Origin of the sequence: Nonomuraea sp. B19D2 (genome assembly GCF_040137845.1) — a bacterium.
GTDB lineage: Bacteria > Actinomycetota > Actinomycetes > Streptosporangiales > Streptosporangiaceae > Nonomuraea.
Genome location: NZ_JBEFAK010000077.1, coordinates 1 through 25,073, shown reverse-complemented (window position 1 = coordinate 25,073; position 25,073 = coordinate 1). Strand labels below are relative to the sequence as shown.

Sequence of the window (25,073 nt, the reverse complement as noted above, 5' to 3'; positions counted from 1 at the left end):
CTCAAGTGTCATGAGCGTGCGTGGGTTGAGGGCTACAGCTCCAGCCTTCGAAATATTCTGGCCGAAAGTTGCCGGCGGAGCCTCCAGACGGGTGTCTCTATCCTTTCTCCTCATTGCGGGCGGCAGCGCAGGAAAGTTCGGATGCGGCAGGTGCGTCGCGCCATCGGCTCAGCGCGGTTGCGGCCTCGGTGATGTCGTCGGCGCCCATTCGCCAGTGCAGCGCGGTCCCTCCCTGCTGCCGGAAGGCGGCGCAGTTGTTCGCTGAGTCGTCAATGAGCAGCGCGTCTTGGAAGGTCATGCCGTGCCGGCTCAGCCAAGGCCCGAAGAACCCGACGACACCTTCGCTCTTGAGTACTGCGACGTCGCTGGAACAGATCATGTCGTCGCAGACGAACGCCCACTCGGCCAACGTCGCCGCCGGACGGTGGCCTGCCGGGCGCCGGGTCTTGCGTACCCGCCGGAAAGTGTCGGCGAAGCAGTCCGCGTTGTCGGTGGACACGACGATCGAGGCACTCGTCTTGACCTCGCGGAGCATCTCGAACAACGGGACGTTGACCCTCATCCGGGCGCAGTCGGCCAGTAGCCGGCGCTGGAGGAAGTCGTCGCGGAACCGGCGGTCCAGCTTGATGCCCATGCTCGCGATCACCTGAGCGGAGGACACCTGACCCTTCATCCAGGCGTGGGCCCCTTCGCCAGTGAAGATCGGCGCAAGGCCCTTCACGAGTTGTAAGTGAAGCGGATGCCGGGCGTTTTCCAGGATGGACGCCCAGAAGGGGTCGCAGGACAGCACACCGTGCCAATCAACGAATACCACCCTGTCGGGGAGCGGCACTTGCTTCATCGCCTTGGCTCCTCCCGTTGGCGAGCATGTTGCGGGGCCTCAGTGAGGCTGAACGCCGTGCGCTTGAAGCCGAGAGTTGATCAGCTCTCGGCGCTCGCGTTCTTGATCAGCTTTATCGTGACGTCCGGTGCGGTCAACGGTTGCGGCTCAGCGTTCGAGGACGTCGATCGTGAGTAGCCATTGGGCGGTTGTGAGTTCGGGTTTCACGGTCTCGTCCGGTAGCGGCCACGAGCCGTCGCATTCAGCCCCTCGTCGGCTGGGTGGGCAAGCTGGTGGTCGAGCGGGCGCACGAGCAGGGCCACGAGGTCGTGGTGATCTCCCGGGCGGGCGGCATCGACCTGATGACGAGGGCCGGTCTCGACGACGCGCTGCGCGGTGTGGACGTCGTGATCGACGTGGCGAACGGTGGCGTGCTGCCGGCCGGCGACTTCCGCGACGGGAAGATCACCTTCGAGCAGTGGGCGGCGTCGCGATGACCGTGGCGGCCAAGCGCTGGATGGCCGGGGTGCTGGCGGTGGCGCCCGTCAAGGGGACCAAAGCAGCTGCTGATCGAACGCGTCGGCGCGCTGTTCGCCGCCTGCAACGGAGGCGCGAATCGCACACGCGTCTGCTATGGGCCGGCTCCGCCCTCCTCCCGCGTCCATGCTGCTATCTGCGCGCGTGAGGTGAATCCGAGCTTGGTCAATATGTGCTCGACATGTCCTTCGGCGGTGCGCTGGGAGATGACCAGGCGGGCGGCTATGTCCTTGTTGCTCATGCCTTCCGCGACGAGTTCGGCGACCTGCCTTTCCCGGGATGTCAGTACGGAGGAAGCAGGGGGATTCGCCCGCGCGGCCTGTTCGGGCAGCAAGCGTTTACCGAGCGCGTGGGCGATGGCGTCGTGGAAATCGAGATTCAGGCCGCGCTGGAAGGCTGTCTCGTACCCGTTGTCGCCCAGAGATTCGCGTAGGTCGGCCGCGCACCGATCGTGCGCGACAGCGAAGGGCTGGAAGCCGGAAAGCGACACTCCTATCAACCGCCGGAGCTTCTCGGCGACGCCGAACAGGAAGGCCGCGCGTTCGGCGGCGCGGCCGTCGGCGGCCGTGACCCAGGCCAGCGCTTCCAGAACCCAGGCCGGCCCCCACCGGTCGTCCAAGGCGTACTGCCGTGACAGGGCTTCCTGGAAGAGGCTCGTGGCTTGCTGGACGTCCCCTGCTCGCCATCGTTCGAGACCCACGACCCATGCCCCCCACGACAGGGCCCATTCCGCGCCTGCCGCCTTCGCGGTCTTCCGGCAGCTCTCGGCGAAAGCGCGGGCGCGTGGATTTTCGAGGAAGGTCGCGGCGAAGGAGAGATAGACAGAGGCCAGGAAGGCGTCGTTTCGATCGCCGCGGTGGGCGGGACCGTCGTGGTCTTCACCGAAACGGTTCAGCGTCCCCTCCAACAACGGGACCGCGGCCGGGAGATCTCCTTGGAGGAACGCGGCCAGCCCGGAAAGACACATGGTGAGCGCATCCGCGCGCCCGTCTCCGATCAGGCGGGCGTGGTCGCGACACTCGTCCAGCAACGGCAGGGCCGCGGCCGCATCGCCCTGCAGGAGCGCGATCGTGGCATAAACCACGAGCGCGTCGAACCTGTCCGGGCTCGGCTCACTCTCCTGACGAAGCGCCTGGTCAAGCCAGTGACGGGCCTCGCTGTGCGCCCCGTGGAAGACCCAGTACTCGTACAGGCCGGCGCACATGCGCAAAGCGGCCCCCGCTTCGCCGGGGACGGTGAGACAGAAATCCAGAGCGACCCGGATGTTGGCCAACTCCAGGCGAATCCTGCTGAGCCATTCGCCCTGGCGTGGGCTGAACCAGGCGGCGTCGGCCTCCTCGACCAGATGCTGGAAACAGTCACGGTGACGACGGCGAAGTTCAGCTTCCGTACCGGACTCGACGAGCCGTTCATGACCGTACTGGCGAACGGTCTCCAGAAGCCGGTACCGCGTACGGGCGCCGTGGTCTTCGCGGACCACTATCGACTTGTCGATCAGCGCGGCGACGAGTTCGAACACGTCGTCCGCGGCGAACGGGTCGCCGGCGCAGATCCGCTGCGCCGCGTCCAGGTCGAACCCGCCGGCGAACACCGACAAGCGTGCCCACAGGGTCTGTTCCTGACACGAGCACAGATCGAAACTCCAGTCCATGGCGGCGCGCAACGTCTGGTGGCGGGGCAGAGCCGTACGGAAACCCCGGGTCAGCAAGCGGTAGCGGTCATCCAGCCGTTCGAGGACCTGCTCCGGAGACAGCGCCCGGAGCCACACCGCGGCCAGCTGGATCGCCAGCGGTATGCCTTCGAGACGTTGGCACAGCCGCACCACCGTCGCGCTGTTTTCGGCACTGATCGTGAAACCCGGCATCACCATCTGCGCGCGCTCGATGAACATCCTGACGGACTCGCAGGTCGTCGCCTCGCCAACTGTGCCACGCCAGCCGGGTTCGGGCACCGACAGCGGCGGCACCGCGAGCAGCGTTTCGCCGGCCACGCCGAGGGGCTCGCGGCTGGTGGCCAGAATTCGCACCTGCTCAGCACTGGAAAGGAGCATGTTCGCCAGGTTCGCGCAGGCGTCCAGGAGATGCTCGCAGTTGTCCAGAACCAGCAGCAGTCGCTTGTCGCGTAGATAGTTCGCCAGCGTTTCCGCCGATGGCCCGGCCGACTGGTCACACAACCCCAAGCTCACAGCCACCGTCCGCGCCAGGAGGGTGATGTCCTGCAAAGGGCCGAGCTCCACCAGCCATACCCCGTCCGGGAACGCGCGCCGCGCCTGCGCGGCGACCCGCAAACCCAGTCTGGTCTTGCCCACGCCGCCAGGCCCGGTCAGCGTGACCAGGCGGGTGTCCGACAGCAGCTGCCTGGCCTCAGACAGTTCCCTCCTGCGGCCGACGATCTCCATCGCGTCAGGAGGAAGATTGCCCACCACCTGCGACGATGCTCGTGGCACCACCCCTTCATGATATGAGCCCGCCGTCCGGCGGACCCGGCGGCCGTGGGAGCAGGATGCCGCCGATCATGAAGCCGGGCACAAGGAAGGGAACCTGGAGCATGGCTTGATCGTGGATGGCATGGTCGGCGACCTTGCCGCTTGCTCGGCCAATCTGCTGGACAACGCGCAGCGACATGGAGGCACGGCAGTGCGAGTGACGGTTCGTGGCGAGGATGACGAGGTCGTCGTCACCGTTGGCGACGACGGGTCCAGCGCGCGCTGGGCTCCGGGCCCGGCCCCTTGGCCGCCGGCTCCGGCCCGGGACGCCGCGGTCTGGGTAGGCGCGGCGTCCGGGGCCCGGGTACCGTGATCGTCCGGCTGATCGCCCGCCGACCTCAGGCTTTGCGGGCTCGTTCGATGAGATCTCGCAGCCGCTGCTCCTCCTTCGAATCGCCGTCGAGCTTGAGCTTGTCCTTGAGTCCCTGGGCGAAGGGCTTCATCGACCAGCTGGGAAGGACCTCCGCCGCGCGACACAGCGCCGCGAGGGTGGCGGTATCGAGGGATTTCAAGAAATTCGCCCGCGAGAGCAGCTCGCCGGCGAGATAGCGCCGGATCTCGATCGAGACGCCGGTCGTCGGCGTCGCGAAGAACGCGACGAGCATCGGCAACACGTCCGGCTTGTACAGCACGTTCTGGCACGCGAACGCGCAGTACGAGGCCATGATGTTGTCCCGGTACCGCGCGATGTCGGCATCGTGCTCGTCTGTGACGCCGCGCAGTGCGTCCCAGTGCTCCTTCACGTCCTCCATGCGCAGGCGGTTGAGATCGACCTGCTTCGTCGGCTTCTTCGCGCCAGGGGGCATGCCGGTCGCCAGGTGGCCGAACGCGTAGAAGTACTCGACCATCGTCTGCTTCGACTCGTGGCCGGTGTTGATGCGCGTGTACCAGTCCTCTCGTTGATCTGTCGCTCCCCACGGCCCCGGGATCAGGTCGACGAACGACGTCCGCAGGAACGAGAAGCTGCCGCGCCAATCGACCAGGGCGAGCTTCTGGAACAGCTCGGCGATCTCGCCTCCGGGCTTCGAGCGCAGGAGCAGGGGGATGCCGTCCACGTACGGAGACCCCAGGTCCGTATGCGTGACCGGCCAGCAGAACTGGTTCACGAACTCGGCGTTACCGGCGGCGCTGCGCATCAGCGCCTGCTCGTCTTGATTGCCGTGCTTGAGCATGTGGATCACGAGCTGGCCCTCGTCATGCCGGGCGAGATCGAGGTCGAGCTCCTGCAGCCGCGCCTCTACCTGCGGGCTGTGGGATGCGTAGTTGTCCTGCTTCGACAACACCGTGAGGTCGCCGGCGGCGACCTTGCCGGTGCCGAAGGAGGCGTACTTCTGGAAGCTCTTGCACAGGAAGACCTCGAGGCTGCCGTCGGCGATGGCGCCCTTCAGGCCGTTGAGCACCTCGTCGAGCCGGGTCCGGCCGGTGGACAGGTCGAGCCCGTCCTCGACGGTGGTGTCGAGTATCAGCGCGAACGGCGGGTCATCCGGCTTGCGTGCCTTCAGCCCCTCGAGCACGCCTGCCACGAGGTTCTTCGCCGGTGACGACTCGAAGGGCGTGCTCGGGTTCAGCGCCGCGACCACGACATTCTTGCGCAGCTTCGCCGTCTCCCCCTTCTTGAGCTTGCCGAGCAGCATCCCGGTCTCGAAGTAGTCGACCTTCTCGGTGGCACGCGAGACCTGGCCGCTGCCCCGCGCCGACAGCGCGATGTACAGCGCCGTCCCGAGCGCGTCCATGCCGCTGGTCATGAGGTGGCTGTTGAGCTCGATCTCCCTGCCGACGTTCGGCGCGATGCTCGGCGCCCGCTTCAGCAGGACGTCGTGCATCGTCTTCCAATAGTCAACACGTTTGTAGTTCTTGGCCACGGCGAGCACGACGGCGATCTCGTCCATCATGAGATCAACCGCGCGCAACGCCGTCGACGGGTTCGGATCCTCGACGACGATGTCGAGTAGCCGACTCAGCGAGCGCAGAGCGTCGGCGGTCAGCGCGTCTTTGCGCTCCGGGCCATGTTTGTCGGTGAGGCCGAGCATGAGGTGCTCAACCATGGCGCACACCGGCGCCAGCTCCCCCTTGCCGCGCGCGATGTCCTGCAGGCGGGAGAACGCGCTGGACGTGATGAGCTGCGCGAGGTCGGCGTGCGTGTCGACGGCGGATTTCGGCCGAGGCGGGGGTTGGTCCGCGTCCATGAGCTCGTAGAGCTGGTACGCCGACGGCGTCGCGCCGATCCCCTCCAGGATCTCCTTCCAGGGCAAGGAGGAGTCGGTGGCGCCCCTCAGCACGCTGATGCCCGTCTCCCCCTTGAGTGGCCGGATCTCGAGCTTGGCCAGCACCTTCGGGTCCAGTACCATCTCGAGCTTGCGCAGCACGCGCGGGCTGTTGACCAGCTTGTCGCCCTCTTTCAGCTTGCCGTCCGCCTGCAGCTTCTTCACGAATTTCTGCAGGGCTTCGTCGAAGGACGTGCGCCAGTAGCTGGACACGAGGTCGTGCTGGGTCGACAGGTTACTCTGGCCGGCGCGCTTGCTGCTCGCTGTACGGAAGCCCACCTGCTCGACGATGTGCGCCTGCCCGGCGACCGCCACCCGCCCGAGCGCCGTGCGGCGCTCCTGCGAGTACGGCGTCGTGCTGCTGCTGATTGACTTGACGTCCTCCAACACCCTTTTGAGGTAGGCCATCGACGAGGCGTCGTCCGCGTCGTCGGTGCGCTTCGCGAGCTCGACCAGGTCGACGGCGCCCTTGCCCTGCGCGGCGAGGTCGAGCGCCTCGAGCGATTGGTCGCGGCCCGGCGCGCGACCGTACTCAGGCTGCGGCACCTGCTTCTGCGGCGTCCTGGGCTTGACGAGACGAACCCCGGCGGTCGCCTTCAGGAAGTCGAGGGCGAGGTCGCCTCTGAGCTTCGCCACGATGAGCCGGGACATCGTGCTGCGCTCATACGCCGAGCGCTGGGCCAGCATCCCGGCCATGCGCTGCACGGAGAACGTGGTGTCCTGCAGCGCCTTCGCCACCACCTCGGCGGTGGCCGGGTCGGGCTTCTCGGTGAACTCCTGCCAGCCCGGCGGCGTTGATGTGGAGACCGGTGCGGAGGCAACGGACACGTCACGCTTCGTGATGGGCGGCACGTCAGACATATCCGATATGCCAGGCTCGATCTTCTCTGGTCCGGCGATCGTACGCCTGCGCTGCCGCTTGTTCTTGCTCGTGCCGCTGCTCGGCCCTGTCTTTTTCATGACCCCCCAGCCGTTCTTCTCAAGGCTCCCCCTCGCCGGACGACCGACCGATCGTCCACCTTTTGGCCGGGCGTGCAAAGCTTCCCTGTCCGCCACATTCGTAGCGCGCTTCTCTGGTCCAGCACGTCGGCGCCAGATGCAACATCACCTTCCGCCTCTGGCCGGATGAGGACAGGTGGCTCGGTCGCCGTATTCGTGGCGCCGTTTCTGAGCTTGTATCTGGGGGGGCGTGGACCGCTCTGTGGGGTCGGTCCGGATTACACAGGCTTCTCTGAGGGGGACGCATGGCGGGCAACGAGCCGCTCCCGAGCTACGAGGAACTGTTCGACGGCACGGATCTCGATCGCCGGCAGGAGGACGAGGCCAGGACGGTCTACTCGCCGGGGGCCTATCTCGCGGATCTCCTGGGGCTGCTCGAGACCGTTCTGGAGCAGCCGTCGCTGCTCGGCGACGACCGGCGCGCCGACCTGAAGAGGGTCCTCCTGGACGGGGAGAACACCTTCGGCGAGTCTCCTTACCTGGACATCGTCATCGAGCTGCTGGAGAGGCTCGCCGGGGACCAGCCGTACGAGCGCATGCGGCAGCGGCTGCAGCACCCGTTCGGAATGCCGTTCTCGCTGGAGGAGGAGCGGTTCAAGACCTACCTCCGGCACCTCAGGACCGGACCGGACGAGCTCTACCGGATCTTCGCTCCGGTGGCCGACGCCGACACGGTGGCCCGGCTGTTCCTCGGGTTGTCCGCGGAGGCCGTCACGCATCTGACGTCGACGGCGGACGAGGCGCGGATCAAGGCGTTCTACGGGCTCGCACCGGAGGATCAGCTGGCCTCGCTCGCGGAGGTGGAGAGGTTCAAGCAGGTGACGGGCCTGTCGGCGCTGGAGTTACGGGAACTGCTGGGCGAGCCGGAAGACCTCGTACGGCCGCCCAAGGACTCGTACGTCAACCAGGGCAGCGAGCCGGTCACCATGTCGCCGGACGGCACGCGACTGCAGGGGGCCACCTCCGGCTGGTATGACCGGATCAGCCGGATCGTCCGGCTGGCCAGGTGGACCGGGCTCGGCCTCAGCGACCTCGATCGCGTCCTGACCACGTGCTGCGGGGGCACGCTCGACGCGGCCGCGCTGCGGACCACCGCGCTCGTCGTGCACCTGCGGCAGGGCTACGACCTCACCGTCGACGCGGTGTGCGGGCTGGTGGCGGAGGTGGAGCCGGTGCCCGAGGAGCTGCCCGCGGTGTCGGGCGACATCCTCGGCCCGCACAACAAGGAGTACCGCCGCAAGCTGGCCATCGGAATCGGGACCTCCGAGAGCGACATCACGGAGACCGTGCGGCGCTACCGCGACCGCTACAGCGCCCTGGAGCCGAGCCCCTTCGACCGCGCTCCGATCGGGTCGTCGCAGATCGCGCTGTTGCGGCGGACCGGCAGGCTGGCCTCGGCGCTCGGCATGTCCGCCGGCGAGCTGTTCGACCTGCTGGGGGTGCTGGAGAGCGACCCGTCGCTGTGGCGGTATTCCACGTTCTCCCTCCTGGGCGGGGTCGAGCCGAAGACGCAGGACTGCTACCGCATCCTGGAGGGCGGCGACCCCGCCTCCGGCCTGTGGCTGGCCCAGACGCTGCTCGCGGTCGCCCGGTGGATGCAGGACGGCGGCTTCGGTGCCCAGGAACTGGCCGAGATCCTGGGGAGCGGATCCGGCGGATCCGGCGGGTCCGGCGGGGATGACCGGCTCGCGGTGCTGGAGGGCCTCGACCAGCGGTTCCAGGCGGTGGCCATGGAGCCGGCCATGTTCGAGGGCGAGCGCTTCGGGCCGCGGGCCGCGCAGGCCGTGCACGACGTGCTGGCGACCCACACCGGCGCAGTGGTGTCGGAACGCGACGCCCGGCTGCTGCGCCTCGACCCCGACACGGTGGCCGTGGCCGCGTACGAGGCGGTCACCTCCCTCGGCATGATCGTCGACGACGACCTCGTCGGGTTGGGGCTCGGTGAGCGTCTGGCCGGCAAGATCCACACGCAGCTCGTGTTCAGCGGACGGCTGCGCGCCGACGGCACGCTCGTCACCGAGGGCATGCCCGAGACCGACTACGCGCTGAACCTGGAGCGGGACTTCGTGCCGTTCAAGGAGGCGCTGTTCAAGCTGATCAACAGCGTCGGCAACGGCACCTCGTCCTTCTACCCCTCCGATCTGGCCACGGTCGGCAACCTGTCCCAGGGGCAGCTTGACGAGCTGTACGACAACCTGATCCACCACGGGTACGTCGACGAGGAGGGCGCCGTCCAGGATCCGGAGTTCTTCGCCGGCGAGGAGAACCTCGAGGCGTTCCGCGTCAACGCCGGCCTGTCCGACGTCGCCCCCGAGGTGCTCGCCCTGCTGCGCCGGCGCATCGACGCCTTCCGCGCCGAGCCGCTCGTCCTCGACCCCGGGCTTCTCACGGGGCTGCGGCTCAGCGAGGCGCGGCTGGCCAGGCTGATGGACGGGCTGCGCTTCAACGGCTACATCGACGAGAACGGCCGCTATCTGAACAAGCAGGCGCTGGCCGCGCTCCAGCCCGCCGACTTCGCGCTGCCGCCCGAATTCCACCCGCACCGGCAGGCCGTGCTCGACGCCGTGAAACGGCAGATCGGCGAGCTGGAGACCGAGCTTTACACCTTCACCCCCGAGGACTTCGCCGGGACCGCGGACCTGGCGATGGCGCAGCGGGCGATGGCCGCGATGGAGGGCGTCTGTCTGAGCGACGGCTGGCCGGTCGCCGAGGTGGAGACGCTCGGCGACGGGTTCACCGCGGCCGAGACCGGCATCGTGGCCCGGCGGGTCGCCGAGTGCGCGCAGGACGAGCGGCCGTACCGGATCCACCTGGAGGCGCTGGGCGAGCTCGGCTTCGACGACGAGCAGCAGCGCCTGGTCGTCGAGAAGCTGATCGCGCAGGGACACCTCACCGACGGCCTGTCCGTGCCCCGCGAGGCCGTCCCCTTCTTCGCCAACCCCGCGAACGTCGTCAGCTTCGCCCTGCACGGGCTGGAGGACTTCGAACGGGACGTGTTCTTCCTGCTGCACGCGGTCGCAGTGGCGCTCGCCGAGGCGGTCGAGGAGGTGACCGCCGCGCTGGAGAACCGCGCCGGGCAGCAGCAGGAGGCGCTCACCTCCGCACTGGCCGACGCGTTCGGCGTGCCTGAGGAGAGCGCCGCGGCGATCTGCGCGGGCGTCGCCGGCGGGCTGCCCGAGGCGATGGAGACCCTCCTCCCCCCGGTCATCGCCGTCCCCCGGCGGCTGTCTGATCCGCACTTCCGGGCCGCCTACGAGCGCATCCGCCGCTTCGCGCTGCTGGCCGCCAAGCTCGGCATGGACGAGACCGAGGTCGCCGTCGCCTTCCACGACCAGGACCTGACCGGCAAATACCCCGAACCCCTGGCCCTGCCGCCGGGCGTCGACGTCGTCGACGCGGTGCTGCGCAGCTCCGACGGCCGCATCTACGTGTTCGCCGGCGACGTCTACTGGGCCTACTCCGCCGACACGTACGCCCTGCTCGACCCCAGGTCCAAGGCACTGACCGAGCTGTCGCCCCGGTTCACCGGGCTGACCCGGGTCGACGCCGCCTTCGCCTTCCCCGACGGCGCCGAGTGGATCGTCGGCCGCGCCGTCGAGCGGAACGAGGGTGACGAGCTCCCCGATCGGGAGGTCTCGCGACTGTTCGTCAAGGAGCCGGGCAGCATCCGCTGGGCGCCCCGTGACCAGCTGTGGGGCAAGGTCAGGAACAACTTCGAGGCCCCGCGCCGGATCGACAGCGCGTACGTGGACGAGAACGGCAGGACCTACCTGTTCTGCGCCGACCAGTACATCCGATACTCGGACCCCGATTTCACGACGGTCGACGAGGGCTACCCGCGCGGCGTCGCCGAATGGTGGCAGGCCGAGGGCCACGACACGCCGCTGCCCGAGGCGTTCACCGGGGCGCTCGACGCGGCCTTCCAGGACGTGGACGGGCATGTCCACCTGTTCGCGGGCGGCCGCTACTTCGAGATCGGCGGGCAGGAGCAGCCGATCTCCGCCCGGTGGGGCCGCATCCGCAACGCCTTCGACGGCGCGCAGAGCCTCGACGGCGCGTTCACCGGTCCCAACGGCAGGACGTACCTGTTCCGCGCCAACCAGGTGTCCCGTTACACCGACAGCGTGGAGAACGACGGCGTGCGGGTGGACGACGGCTATCCGCGGCGTATCGAGACCGAGTTCGCCCGTCTGCCCGGCGAGTTCCACGCCGGTGTCGAGGCGGCCTTCACCGAGCCCGTCTCGGGGATGGTGCACCTGTTCAAGGACGGCAGGACGGTCTCCTTGGCCGCCTCCGGCGTCGGCGTGCCGCAGCCGACGGCCGAGCGCTGGGGCAAGGTCGCCGACGTGCTGGCCGGCGGCGCCGTGGACGCCGCGCTCGTGGGCATGGACGGCAAGACCTACCTGTTCAGCGGCGAGAGGTACATCCGCTACTCCGGCACCGACTACGCCGTCGTCGACCTCGGCTACCCGCGCAGGATCGCCGGCGACTGGGGAGGGCTGCGCAAGGTCGGCGCCGCCTTCGTGATGGACGGCAGGACGTACCTGTTCGGCCAGGGCGGCCACCTGTTCGACGTGCCGCTCGCCCAGGAGCCGGAGCTGAACGAGGGCCGCCTGTCGCCCGCGCTGCGCCGCCACTTCCTGGAGCATGGCCTGACCTTGGCCGAGCACGCCCCCGTCGCCTCCGAGGGCACGGACGAGTACAGGAAGTGGCACGTCGGCACCGAGCAGGGCATCGCGCTGACGCTCCGCAGGAACCCGCTGCACATCCAGGTGCACGCCGACGGCGGCGACTTCCACGTCCGCTACTCCACCAGGGACTACGCCACCCCGGACCCCGGCTACCCCAAGCCGGTCTCCGACAACTGGTGGAACCTGCCCGCATCGCTGGCCGCCGACCCCCGCTTCGCGGTCATCGACGCGGTCTTCACCGACGGCACCGGCCGCACGTACCTCTTCGCCGGCGACAGCTTCGTGGTGTCCGACGCCCGGCACCGCTGGTGGTCGGAGCCGCGCACGATCGACGGCCACTGGGACAGCCTGCTGCCCTTCACCAGGGTGGACGCCGCCTTCGTCGGCAAGGACGGCCGGACCTACGTCTTCTCCGGCGAGAGGTACATCCGCTTCTCCGGTGGCGACTACACCAGGGCCGACGACCGCTACCCGGCCTCCGTCCCGGCGTACTGGGGCAACGTGGTCAACAGGATCGCCCGGACGGGCCTGGTGGACGCCGCGCTGACCAGGACCGTGACGGAGGAGATCGACGGCAGGAAGGTGGACAACCACTACACCTACCTGTTCTCCGGCGACCAGTACGTGCGTTACCTGGGCACGGAGCTCGAGTACGTGCAGGACGGCTATCCGGCCGCTCTGTCCGCGCTGTCGCGGGAGCCCGGGATGGCGGCCCTGGACGTCACGCTCGACAGTGTGGACGCCGCCTTCGCCGACCGCCGCAACGTCCACCTCTTCCGCGCCGGCCGCTGCCACATCGTGTCCGACGGCCTCTACCGCCGCTACGACGACGCCTCGTTGAGCGGGCTGAGCTGCGCGTTCCTGGAGGACGGCAAGCTGCTGGCGGAGGACGGCGGCGGCTGGCGCCATCGCGCGGGCATCGAGGCCGTCGAGGGCCACGGGTTCGCGCAGGAGACCGGTACGCCTCGGTCGCTGCGCGCGGCGCCGGAGGAGTTCCGCCGCGGGCTCGACGCCGTGCTGCGCGGCGCCGACGGCACCACGTACCTGTTCAAGGGGCCGGACTGCGTCAACACGCGGCTGAACAGGCCGTACCTCCTCGCCGAGGAGTGGGGCAAGCCGCGTAACACGATTTATCAGGACAACAAGGTGGACGCGGCTTTTGTCGGCAGGGACGGCAGGACATACCTGTTCAGCGGCGACCAGTTCGTCGTCTACGCCGACCCCGGCCCCGCCGATACCGCCGCCCCCAACCCCGGCCCCACCATCGACGGCGAGCCTCGGCTCATCTCCGAGCACTGGGGCGGCCTGGACGACGTCGCGCTCGCGTACGTCCGCGGCACGAAGACGTACGTCTTCGAGTCGCCCGACGAGGAAGGCCGCATGCGCTACCTCGTCTACTCCGGCACGGACTACACCGAGCCCGACGGCGAGCCGCAGCTCGCCGACGAGAGCTTCTGGCAGGTGCCCGAGCAGTACCGCATACCCGGACGCCCCGTGCCCGACGCGGTGCTGTTCGCCGGCGACACCATGCTCCTGCTGCACGGCGAGCACTGCCTGCAGTACGACGAGAGAGCCGGCGCCTGGTCCTACCCGCGCCCGATCGAGCGGCTCTGGCCCGGCTTCGAGCGCATCCTCGAATCCAGCAGGGAAGACGGTGACGTGCTGCGCACGGCGTTCACCACGCCGGACGGCTCGACGTACTTCTTCCTCTCCGAGCAGTACTCCCGCCATGACGGACACGACTTCGCCCCGCTCGCGGTCATCCGCGACCGGTGGGGCAGGTCGCCCAACCCGTTCGTGCCCGACGACGCGACCGCCAGGATCGACGCCGCCTGCGTCTTCGGCGACGACACGACGTTCCTGTTCTCCGGCGACCGGTATGTCCGCTACACCGGTTCCGAATACCGTTACATCGATCCCGGTTACCCGAAGAAGATCGTCGGCAACCTGCGCCGCGAGGCGGCCTTCGCCAACCTGCCGGAGTCGTTCGACGACGCGGTCACCGGCCGCACGATCGACGCCGCCATCGCCAACGGCCGCACCGCCTACCTCTTCGCGGGCGGCTCCTGCCACGTCGTCTCCCGCGCCGCGACCACCACCCGCGACCTCGCCGTCTTCGGCCGCGTCAGGAACAATCTCGTGGAGAGGGAGAAGGTGGACGCGACGATCGTCACCGGCGCGCACACCTACCTGTTCTCCGGCGACCAGTACGTCCGCTACACCGGCACCGAGTACGAGTACGCCGACGACGGCTACCCCCGCGCCATCCTCCCCGGCCTCGCCCTCGATCTGCGCATGCAGGACCCGCCCGCGGACTTCGCCGACGGCCTCGACGCGGCCTTCCGCACCCCCGGCCCCACCGGCACCGTCCACCTGATCAAGGGCAACCTCTGCCAGCGGGTCGGCGAACCGGCCGCGCAGCCTGTCAACTCCCGGTTCGGCAAGGTGCGCAACGCCTTCGCAGACGCCGGCCACAGGCTGATCGACGCCGCCTTCGCCGCGCCCACCGGCGAGCTGTACGCCTTCAAGGGCGAGCAGTACGTCCGCTACCGTCCGGGCGCGTTCGAGTTCGTGGAGGAGGGCCACCCCCGTACCGTCCGTGACGACTGGGGCGACCTGCCGGGCCGCTTCGAGTCGGGCGTCGACGGCGCCTTCGTCTTCGAGGGCCGCACGTACCTGTGCAAGGGCGACGAATACGTACGCTACTCCCGCGGCTATCACGAGGTGGACCGCACCTACCCGCAGCGGTTCCGCTACCGCTGGGGCGGCACGGCCGACTACCGGCTGAGCGACGTGCACACGATCTCCAGGTTCATCGACCTCGCCCGGCGGCACCCGGACGGCCTGCCCGCCTTCCTGCTGGACCGGCCGGCCGTGGTGCAGGACCCGTACGCCTATCTGGGAGACCTGTTCGGCTGGGACGTCGACGAGATCAGGTGGGCCAAGCGCAACGCCGCGCTCCTGACCGCCGAACCCGAGGCCATCGCGGCCGCGGCGGCGAGCGCCGCGCCGGTGCGGCGGGAGGAGGACCGCTTCGAGGTCGAGTTCCTGCTCCGCCTGGTCGAGCTTTTCACGCTCACCGGCCGGATCGGGGACGCCCCGTCCACGCTCTACACCGACGTATGGCGGCACGCCTTCGGCGACCCGCCCGCCCTGGCGGCCGCGAACACCGCCCTCTACGGGATCATGGAGCGCCTGTACACCGGCGAGTGGGAGGCGTTGTCGGCCGCCGTCCACGACGAGATCAACGTGCTCAAGCGCGACGCCCTCGTCTCGATCGCCAAGGGCACCCCGGGAGAGCTGTACGACCAGCTGCTGGCCGACGTCGAGATGGGCGGCCAGGGCCGCACCTCGCGGGTGCGCGAGGCCATCGCGGCCGCCCAGCTCTACGTGCACCGCTATCTGCTCGACCTGGAGCACGTGGCGGTCCCGCACGGGCGGGACCCGGAGGAGACCAGGCGGCGGATCAGGACCTGGTGGGCGTGGCTGAAGAACTACCGTCTGTGGGAGGCCAACAGGAAGGTCTTCCTCTACCCGGAGAACTACCTGCGCCCCGAACTGCGCGGCTCCAAGACGCCCGCCTTCCGTGCCCTGGAGGACGACCTGCTGCAGGGCGAGATCACCCAGGAGAAGGTGGAGCAGGCCTACAAGCGCTACCTCGACGAGTACACCGAGGTCTCCAGGCTCTCGATCGCCGGCGGTTACGTCTACAGTGCCGACGGCGCCGAAGCGGGCGTCCATCGGCTGGTGCTGTTCGGCAGGACCAGGACCGAGCCGAGGCGCTACTACTGCCGCGAGGCGGAGTTCAGGGACGACGGGCGCCTGTCGGCCACCTGGCAGCCGTGGCTGAAGGTCGACGCGCAGGTCGAGGCCGAGATCGTCTACCCGGTGCACGCCTTCGGCCGCATCTTCGTCTTCTGGCCCACGGCCGAGGCGGTCGCGCCCGAGCCCGGCGCCCAGACCACGCTCACCGAGCAGCAGAGCGGCGACAACCGTACGCTCACCCCGCCGCCGCCCAAGTACCGCGTGCGCGTCAACTACTCCTTCCGCAACCTCAACGGCGAATGGGTGCCCGCACAGGTCCTGCCCCTGGAGGACGTGCAGGACGCGCCCGTCGGCGGCGTCAGCCTGCACGTCCAGGCGTCCGCCACCGTACCGGTGCCGGACGGTGGCACGCACGACACCATCCTGATCACCTGCACGTACACGGTCGCCAGGCCGAACGGCCCGGAAAAGGTGCAGTCGGCGTTCGCGCTGACCCCCGAGCTGTACGCGATCCGCGCCGAGGGGGTGCCCGAGCCGGTGCGGCCGTCCCGGCTGGAGCAGATCTTCAACGAGCCTGTCGATGCCTCCAAGGTCGTCCAGTTGGCCATGCCGGCCGGCGCCGAGAGCGACGCGTGGATGAGCGTCGACCACAAGGGCGGCAGCTTCCTGTGCCGGCCGATCGCCCCGGAGGGCAGCGGGGAGGAGCCGCGGCAGCTGAGCGGCAATCCTGACAAGCTGCCGGCGTGGTCCCCGATCCACGCCGCGGTCGAGCTGCCCGGCGGTGTCAGGTACTTCTTCAACAACACCGGCGAGAACGGCTCCGGTCCCTACTACGTGGAGGTCTCCGCGACCCGGACGACCGCCACCCGCCTCAGCAAGCCGCCGACGGCCGAACGCTGGGGACACGTCCCCACCGCCCTGTACGACGACAAGGCCGAGGCCGACGCGGCCATCGCCAAGGACGGGTTCCTCTACCTGTTCTCCGGCGAGTACTACTACCGCTACTCCGGTGACCCCTTCGGCAGGATCGACGTGGGCTATCCGAAGCTGATCGACGGCAACAAAGAGGGTTTCCCGCAGTGGGGCAAGGTGGACGCCGCCGCCGTCGACGCGGACGGCGTGGAGTACTACCACTCGGCCGAACAGCGCGTGTGGGTGCGCCGGACCCGTCCCGGCAACCCCCTGGAGGCCTTCCAGCCGCCATGGGCGACCGGCGACACGCAGGTGGGGGCGGTCCTCTTCCGTGGCGACGAGGTCTTCGTCGTGAACGGCGACTCCTACCGGCGCTGGGACGGCCAGAACGAGCGCACGATCCCGCTGCGGGGCAACAAGGACGGCCTGCCGCAGTCCGGCCCCGTCAGCGCCCCCTTCCGCCACGGCGAGAGCGTCTACTTCTTCAACAACGACACCCACACCTACCTGTCCGTCACCCGCGAGGAATCCGGCAGGGGCCGGGGACACTCCGGCAACGGTTCCAGGGAATACGTCCAGAGCGAGCCGTCCGCCATCAAGACCCTCGGCGTGGCCAGGACGGCCATCACCGACGAGGGCGTCGACGCGGCCTACGTCGTCGCCGGCGCCGACGGCGAGGACGCCACGTTGTTCCTCGCCAGGAACCTCGAGTACGTCCGCTACACGCTCAAGGACGGCGTCGTGGCCGCTCTGGCCGACCCCGGCTATCCCAAGCCCATGAGCCGCCGCGTCCGGGCCGTCTTCCAGCGCTCGGGCCTGCGCTACGTCTTCAGCGACCAGGACTACACGGTGCTGCGGCCTGGCGAGGAGCTAGCGGCCGCGGCGGGGTTCTCCCCGGTCAGCGGCAACTGGCGCGGCCTGCCCGGCGGCTGGGAGGCGGGGCTGGACGGCGTGCTCGACAGCACCGACCTCTACCTGTTCCTCGGTTCCACGTACGTCACCTACCCCTCGTCGGTGCAGGCCCAGCGGCCGTACGAGATCGCCGCGCTGTCGCACGAGGTCATCAGGCTCACCTCCAGCACGGCGTACAGGCTCAACAAGGCGCTGCTGGAGGGCGGCGTGCCCGCGCTGCTCGCGCCGGACATCCAGGAGATCGACGAGCTGCCGGCCTTCAGCACGCGGGTCTCCGACGCCACCACGATCATGGTCACCGAGTCGACCGCGGAGCAGGGCGTGCCGGCCGGCACGCACCTGGACTTCAACAGCGGCAACGGCATCTACTACTGGGAGGTCTTCTTCCACGCCCCCACGCTCATCGCCCAGGCGCTCAACGCCGCCCAGCGCTTCGACGACGCCCGCACCTGGTACGAGTACGTCTTCGATCCCACCATGCCGCGATACTGGCGCTTCCTGCCGTTCCTGGCGGCCGACGTCGAGGCGCTGGTCCAGAGCTGCCGCGACGACCTGGCCGAGCTCGCTGGCCGCGGGGCCGACGTGAGCAAGCCGGCCGCCGACCTGGAGCAGATCCTGGTCAAGGTGGAGCCGATGGCCCCCGCCTTCCAGCACCAGCGCGAGCTGAGCGAGACCGAGAAGGACTACCTCGCCGAGCTGCCGACCGGCGGGCCGTCGACTGCCGGACTGCCGCCGATCGAGGAGGCGCTCAAGGCGCTGGAGGCGCCGCCGGAGGGCGGGCCGGCGCTGAACGGCCTGCTGGAACGCATCGCCATGCTCGGCCGGCTGCGCCAGCAGTACGATCTCATGGGCGACCGGGCCGCGCTGCTGAAGGCGTACCTGGAGGATCCCTTCGACCCGCACCCGATCGGCGAGCTGCGTCCGTCGGCCTACCGGCGCGCGGTCGTGATGGCCTACGTCGACAACCTGCTCGACTGGGGTGACCTGCTCTTCAGGCAGTACACCGCCGAGAGCGTCGACGAGGCCAGGATGCTCTACATCTTCGCCTACGACCTGCTCGGCGAGCGGCCGCCCGAGGACCTCGGCCCGCGAGCCCGCACGCCCGCGCTCACCTACGAGGAGCTGCGCCGGGCGCCCCAGGACGACGGGCTCCCCGAGCTCACCGCGGGCGGCGCGATGCTGGAGAAGGCGGGCGAGGTGCACGCCAGCGTCGCGGGACCGTACTTCCACGTCCCCGCCAACGGCGTGTTCCTGGAGTACTGGGACCGCGTCGAGGACCGGCTGCGCAAGATCCGGGCCTCGCTCGACATCATGGGCGTCAGCCGGCCGTTGCCGCTGTTCGAGCCGCCGGCCGACGTGATGGCGCTGGTGCGCGGCGCGGCGGCGGGAGCGTCGCTCGACCGGCTCGCCGCCGCCGCGACCGTACCGGTGCCGCACCACCGCTTCTCCTCCGTCTTCCGCAAGGCGCAGGAGCTGGTGGACAAGCTGCGGCAGTTCGGCGGCGACCTGCTCAGCGTGCTGGAGCGCCGCGACTCCGAGGAGCTGGCGCTGCTCAACAACCGGCACGAGGGCACGATCCTGGCCCTCACCCGCGCCGTGCGCGAGGCGGAGGTGGAGATCGCCGCCCAGGGCCTGAGCGAGGTGCAGGTCAGCGAGCAGGGCGCGCTGAACCGGGTCGACCACTACGAGGGGCTGATCGCCGCCGGGCTGACGCCGCTGGAGCAGGCGCAGCTCGGCATGATGTCCGCGGCGGTCGTCGCCCACGTCGTCGCGACTGGTTTCCAGGCCGGCGCGGCCATCGCCTCGGGACTGCCGGACGTCCTGCTGGGCCTGTTCATCACGGGCACCAAGCTGGGCCGCGAGCAGGTGACGGAGGCCCTGGAGCACGGCGGCGAGGCCTCGTCGTCGGCGGCCGAGGCGCTGAATGTCATCGGCGAGCTGCTCGGCATCCGCGCCGAGCAGGAGCGGATGGCGAGCGACTGGGCCTTCCAGCTCGCCCTCGCCCGCAACGACGTGGAGCAGCTCGGCCACCAGGTGAAGGCCGCCGAGCTCCGGCTCAAGGCCGCCCGGCGCGAGCTGGAGATCCTGGATCAGCAGATCGCCAACCTGGAGGCCGTCGGCGCCTTCATGACCGGCAAGTTCACCAATCTCCAGCTGTACCAGTGGATGTCGGGGCGGCTGGCCGGGCTGTACTTCCAGACCTACTCGATGGCGTACGACATGGCGCGCACCGCGCAACGGTCCTTCCAGTACGAGCGGGGCGTCCCCGAGGGGGAGGCCGACTACATCCAGCCGCTCTACTGGGAGAGCCGGCGCAACGGCCTGCTCGCCGCGGAAAGCCTGGGGCTGGACCTGGAGCGGCTGGGCAAGGCGTGGCTCGAGAGCGACCGCCGCGGCCTGGAGATCATCAAGAAGGTGTCGCTGCTGGCGCTGGACCCGGTGGCCGCGCTCAGCCTCCGCACCACCGGCCGCTGCGAGTTCGCCCTGACCGAGGCCCTCTTCGACCGCGACTTCCCCGGCCACTACCGTCGGCGCGTCAAGACGGTGTCGGTCACCTTCACCGGCCAGGAGGGGCCGATCGCTCTCAACGCCGTGCTGACCCAGCTGGACAGCAGGACGGTGCTCGCGGCCGATCCCAAGGCCGTCAAGTACCTCCTCGACCCCAAGGGCCCGATGCCGGCGACGTTGCGCGCCGACTGGCGCGGCGGCCAGCAGATCGCACTGTCGGACCTGGAGGAGTACAAGGACAACAACGGCCTCTTCGAGCTTCGCTACGACGACGACCGTTACCTTCCCTTCGAGGGCACCGGCGCGGTCTCCCGGTGGCGCCTGGAGCTGCCCTCCGGCGGCGCCGCGCAACTCCTGGACGTCACCATCACCGTGAAGTACTCCGCCGAACAGGGCGGTGAGCTCTTCGCCGGCGCGGTCAAGGGCATGCTCAAGCCCTATGCCACGGCGCGCTATTGCGACATCCCGGCGGAGTTCCCCGAAGAGTGGTCAACGTTCGTCGAGGGCTCCGACGACACGCTGACCCTCCCGTTCACCCCCGACATGTTCCCCGGCATGACCGGCCGCGCCATCACCGGCGTGTACGCCCTGTACTCGCCGGCCGGCAACGGCTCGGCCCGCTTCCTCCTCAACGGCGAACGACGCCTGACGCTCAACGAGGGCAAGCTCCTGCCGACCCCCGGCCTGACCGCCGGGACCTGGCGTCTGGTCCTGGAAGGCGACAAGTCCGCTCTCGAGGGTCTCGGCCTGATCCTGTCCTACCGCGCCCGCTAGCGGGGTCTCTCCCGTGCCCCCGGCCAGGACTGGCCGGGGGCACGGGCCATACCGCGTCCCCACGCCGTCGCTCATCACGTCGGCGTGGATCGCCGCCCGCTCAGCGCCAGTGCCCCTGCCCCTCGGAGTCCGACCGGCCGGAACCTGCCCGGGCGCGCCGCAAGAGCTACGTGGCCGGTAACCGGTGGTCAGCTCGGGATTGCGCTGCCCTCGCACCCTTTGCCGATCTGGCCCGTCTCGAAGTACCGCACCACGTCGGCGGCGCACTCGGGCACCCGGGTGGTCGAGACGTGCACGTCGTCGGCGACCGTGTAGACGGTGCCGCCGATGGCGCGCCGCGTCTGCAGCGTCCAGTCGTAGACGGACATGAACTCGTGCAGGTGCCCCGCCAGCACCAGTGACCCGCCGCCCCGCTTCAACGTGGCCTGCTGCACCGGCAGCGGCCAGCCGGGACACATGACAGGCGGTCCCCAGGACCGGCCGGTCGCCGGATGGCGCTTCACGAGCTGCTGGTAGTCACGCCAGGCGGTGTCGAAACCGGCCCGGCTGCTGTCCTCGTTGCACGCGACGGCCAAATTCATGGTCATGTTCAGTGTTTCGGGCGCGCCGGGCACGGGCGTCCCCCTCATCGATGCGCCGAGCAGCTCCTTGACGGTGGGCGGAGCGGTGGTGCCCGTCGCCGTCCGCAGTTCGGCCAGCGCCCTGCCCGCGCGCACCCACTCGGTCGAGTTGCGCCTGGCCAGGTCGGCGACGGCCGAGCCGTCGATGGGCCGCTGCAGGTCGGTGTAGGTCTTGGGGCTCTTGTCGTACGTACTGACCAGCTTCGCCACCTCCTCGCGCACCTTCCGTGCGGTGGCACCGAGAGCGTAGGTCCCGTCGCGGCGGGCCAGCCAGGCGGCCATGCGCCCGAAGTTACGCTCGGCCGCCTCCGCGCTGTCCTTGGCGTGCTCGTCAATACGGGTCCACGACGGCGCCACGCTGTCCAGGAAGGCCCGTCCGGTGTGCCCGGGGAACAGGCTGCGGTACACCATGCCCAGATAGGTGCCCCAGGAGAAGCCGAGCAGGTTGAGCTTGCGCTCACCCAGCGCGGTCCGTACCAGGTCCAGGTCCTTGGCCACGTTGTCGGTGGTGAGCTGTCCGAGGAAGGCGGGGTCAGAGCGTCCGCACCTCTGGGTGGCGGCGACCTGGGCGTCGTATATCTTCCTGGCCGCCTCCTTTGTCAGCGTGCCGGGCTCCTGCGGGCCGTTCGGCGAGAAGGTGCAGGCGACCTTGGTGCTGTACCCGACCCCGCGCGGGTCGAAGCCGATGATGTCGTATCGCTCGTTGAGCCCCGCCATCTCCTCGTTCCTGAGCGCGGCCCGCAGGACCGGGTCCAGGTATCCGCTGTTGCCCGGCCCGCCCGGCAGGACGGCGACAGCGCCGAGCCGGTGGGCCTCGTCCGTGGCGGCCAGCCGGGTCACCGCGATGTCGATCTTCCGCCCGCTGGGGTCACGATGGTTCAGCGGGACGCTGACCGTGCCGCACTCCAGGCGCTTCATCAAGGAGCGGAACGCCGCAACCTTGTCCTCCGCCATGCCCAGGCTGCGGATCACCTCATCGGAGTAGGCCGGGCAGGATTTCCACTGCACGGAAGACACGCCGGAGCTCGAGCTGGGGTTCGCGGTGGCGCTCGCGCTCACGGCGACGGTAGCGGTGGCACCCGCCGCGGAAGGATGCGCCGCCAATCCCGCCAGCGCCACGACCAGTGCCGTCAGTGAAGTTCGGTACGTCATGCGGATCAGTAGTAGAGCGGCGGTTGTTTCCTTACCGTTTCCATGAGGATGGTCGCCCGCCCTACGCAGACTCTCAAGATCCACGCCAAACTGTCAGGTTCGATGGGTCCAGACACAGTGTCTGGCGTCACTGAAGTTGGGAGCCGGGCCTGCGAGTGACCTGGGAACTGTCATTTAGATTGACGTCTAATCAATAGGGCCGAACGACATTCAAAGTGAGAGCGCGATCCGAACATCGTTCGGAGGAGCCCTTCACTCTTGGTCTTGCGCGGGTTCTCGGCTGCGGTCACCTTCTGGTCCTTGGAGGACCTGGCTGCCTCGGGGCATGAGGCAAAGCGCGAGTAGGGCGGATAGGAGGGTGAGGGTGCAAGCCGCGTCGAGTGCCAGGGGAAGGCTGGTCAGTTTGCTGATGGCGGGTCCGGCGATAGCTCCGGCCATACTTGCCGCGGCTTCGGCGGTGAGGAAGGCCGAGCTGACACGGCCGAGGAGCGTCTTTGGAGTGGCTCGTTGCAGCCAGGTGTGGGTGGCGACCAGAACGGTGACTCCTGGCATCCCGAGAAGAACCGCAGCGATCAGCGCGACTGGGAGCGACGCGGCGTTGAACATGAGAAAGAACGCGCCGGCAACGAGTGCTTGACTGAGGGCGAGAGTCGTTCTGGCGGAGAAGCGGTCGACGAGTCTTCGGCCGACGGGCGCTCCCAGGAGAAAGCCGAGGCCCAACGCGGACAGCAGGTAGCCGACCTGGACGCTTTCACCCAGGTGTGTCACGGCGAAGGGTATGAGCAGAGCGGTGAGCGCTGCGTTCGCGAGCAGGTAAACGCTGTTCGTGGCCAGCAGCGCCCGTGTTGTTGCGGCTTGCCGAAGGTGACGCAGTCCCTGGATGAGGTCTGCGAGCACGTTCTGTGCGGGGCCATGTGCGCGTGACCGTGTTGTGGTGCGGGCAATGGCTGTCGCGGACAGAAGACTGGCAGTGATTGCGGCGCCAATGACAACGTTGATGCCGGAGGTGGCGAACATGAGGCCGCCGATCGGTGGAGCACTCAGTCCGATCACCCCGGTGGTGAAGGCGCCGAGCGCGTTTGCGCTGCTGAGTAGCGGGCCGATGCCCACGACGGCGGGGGTATGCGCTTGGGCGGCCGGGCGGAAGATCACCGCAGCGGTGCCTTGACCGAGCATCGCTGCGTAGATGATCCAGATCGTCTCGGGTGTTTGGGCCAGGAGGACTACGGAGATCGCCATCGCGTGGATGAGGTCGGTGGTGATCATGATGCGGGGGCGGTCCCACCGATCGGCTATGACCCCGGCGAATGGCCCCAGGAGCAGCGCGGGCAGATATCTGAAGGCCAGGCTGAGGCCGGTCGCGAGCACCGAGCCAGTGACGGCATAGATGTGTGCGGGGACCGCGACGTCAAGCAGACCTGTGCCGAGGGCGGCGATTGATCGCGCGGTCCAGAGCAGCCGGAAGTCTCGCACTCGTAAGGCCTGCAGCATTCCTCCCCCTCGAGGTATTCTCTCAAGAGAGAAGCGTGCCTCTAATTATTCTGTCAAGATAGTTCCATGGATCACGTCGAACTTGGTCGGCGGTTGCGGAGCCGCCGCGCCGCTCTCGGTCGGACGGTCGCCTCGGTCGCCACGGAGGCCGGAGTGTCGGTGCCTTATGTGGCGAATCTAGAGAACGGCCGCGGCAACCCGACGGTCGCCGTACTCGACCGGCTCGCTGACGCGCTGGGGACCCGTTTGGTGATCAATCTTGCCGACCCGGCCGCGGATCCGGCGATCGCGGCTTTGCCGCCGTCACTGGTGGACTTCTCGCAAAGTCGCCGCTTTCGACGCGAAGTCGGCCAGCTTGCCGCCATGCTCGAGGAAGACCAGCGAACGGTCCGCGCCATGCTCATCGACGCCCTGGCGGCTGTTGGCGGTGCGCTCCGGCGAGACCTTCGGGAAGCCGATTGGCAGCGATTGCTTGATGCGATGATGCTGGTCTTGGGTCACCCGCCAGAGTGACAACCACGGCCGATATGAGAGGCCCGCCGTCGACCTCGTGAACATAGTCAACGAGGTTGTGGCCCGCTGTGTATCCAGACCGTAAGCCGTTCTCACGGGATGGCACGGCGGGGCGTGACGGTCTCCCAGGGGCGTAGTCCTTCACCAGCCAGGAGCAGCCGCCCTCGGGCAAGTCCAGGGCTCCGTCGCAAGTGAACGTGGCATCTCGGGCAGTGATCCACCAGCGGGATCCGATGCGCGGGACAGACCGCGGCCCAGCCCAGCTTCCACCAGAGCGGCCACGCTCCGTTCGAAGCCGCCAGGCACTTCGGGCATGCCCGGCTGCCGAAGAGTTGTGCCCACTCCATCGGCGTGGCCACTGCGGGCCCAGCAACAGCGAACCCCGCGACTGCTCACTAAAGGCGTGAGCGCAGAACAGCTCCTCCAACCCGCAGGACTCCGACCGCACCTCCGGAGCGTCGCGTACTGTCATCACTCAACCACAGCACTCCTGAAGCAGACGTACTGGACCGTCCCGGGAATCTTGGAGGCTACGATTCCTGCGAACTTGCGAATGACGTAGCAGATTCCTGCGCCTTATAGAAGGCGCCTTCATACTCCTTCGGTGGAATATTACCGCAGAACGAGTGG

10 protein-coding genes are annotated in these 25,073 nt (G+C 68.8%); 3 read left to right on the top strand and 7 right to left on the bottom strand.

What is annotated here, in order from left to right:
• Positions 1–97 precede the first annotated feature (97 nt).
• Complete coding sequence (locus ABN273_RS55905) at positions 98–841, bottom strand: hypothetical protein (RefSeq protein WP_349457927.1); 744 nt, start codon at positions 839–841, stop codon at positions 98–100.
• 260 nt (positions 842–1,101) lie between these two features.
• Between ABN273_RS55905 and ABN273_RS55900 the strand changes: the two genes are divergently transcribed.
• Positions 1,102–1,317, top strand: coding sequence for an SDR family oxidoreductase (locus ABN273_RS55900; protein ID WP_349457925.1), 216 nt, complete (start codon positions 1,102–1,104; stop codon positions 1,315–1,317).
• A 134-nt stretch (positions 1,318–1,451) separates the two neighbouring features.
• Here the strand turns inward: ABN273_RS55900 and ABN273_RS55895 are convergent, their stop codons facing one another.
• The 3 genes from ABN273_RS55895 to ABN273_RS55885 all read right to left on the bottom strand — a co-directional run bounded on the left by ABN273_RS55895 (position 1,452) and on the right by ABN273_RS55885 (position 6,967).
• A complete protein-coding gene (locus ABN273_RS55895) occupies positions 1,452–3,755 on the bottom strand; it encodes an ATP-binding protein (RefSeq protein WP_349457924.1) in 2,304 nt (767 codons plus the stop codon).
• 55 nt (positions 3,756–3,810) lie between these two features.
• The gene (locus tag ABN273_RS55890) at positions 3,811–3,981 is read right to left on the bottom strand and encodes a hypothetical protein (RefSeq protein ID WP_349457923.1); all 171 of its coding nucleotides are present in this window, start codon (positions 3,979–3,981) and stop codon (positions 3,811–3,813) included.
• Between the two features lie 199 nt (positions 3,982–4,180).
• A complete protein-coding gene (locus ABN273_RS55885; protein ID WP_349457922.1) occupies positions 4,181–6,967 on the bottom strand; it encodes a hypothetical protein in 2,787 nt (928 codons plus the stop codon).
• A gap of 383 nt (positions 6,968–7,350) precedes the next feature.
• Here ABN273_RS55885 and ABN273_RS55880 point away from each other — a divergent pair, with 383 nt between their 5' ends.
• A complete protein-coding gene (locus ABN273_RS55880; RefSeq protein ID WP_349457921.1) occupies positions 7,351–20,667 on the top strand; it encodes a Tc toxin subunit A-related protein in 13,317 nt (4,438 codons plus the stop codon).
• Positions 20,668–20,855: 188 nt separating this feature from the next.
• Here the strand turns inward: ABN273_RS55880 and ABN273_RS55875 are convergent, their stop codons facing one another.
• Both ABN273_RS55875 and ABN273_RS55870 read right to left on the bottom strand, forming a co-directional pair.
• Complete coding sequence (locus ABN273_RS55875; protein WP_349457920.1) at positions 20,856–22,439, bottom strand: alpha/beta fold hydrolase; 1,584 nt, start codon at positions 22,437–22,439, stop codon at positions 20,856–20,858.
• Positions 22,440–22,691: 252 nt separating this feature from the next.
• Positions 22,692–23,930: an MFS transporter gene (locus ABN273_RS55870; protein WP_349457919.1), complete on the bottom strand. Its 1,239-nt coding sequence runs from the start codon at positions 23,928–23,930 to the stop codon at positions 22,692–22,694.
• A gap of 66 nt (positions 23,931–23,996) precedes the next feature.
• Here ABN273_RS55870 and ABN273_RS55865 point away from each other — a divergent pair, with 66 nt between their 5' ends.
• Positions 23,997–24,443 carry a helix-turn-helix domain-containing protein gene (locus ABN273_RS55865; protein WP_349457918.1) on the top strand — a complete coding sequence of 149 codons (447 nt, stop codon included), beginning with the start codon at positions 23,997–23,999 and terminating at the stop codon, positions 24,441–24,443.
• Between the two features lie 92 nt (positions 24,444–24,535).
• On the opposite strand, the gene ABN273_RS60105 is transcribed toward ABN273_RS55865, so the two are convergent.
• Positions 24,536–24,790 carry a TniQ family protein gene (locus ABN273_RS60105; protein ID WP_502911332.1) on the bottom strand — a complete coding sequence of 85 codons (255 nt, stop codon included), beginning with the start codon at positions 24,788–24,790 and terminating at the stop codon, positions 24,536–24,538.
• Between the last annotated feature and the right edge of the window lie 283 nt (positions 24,791–25,073).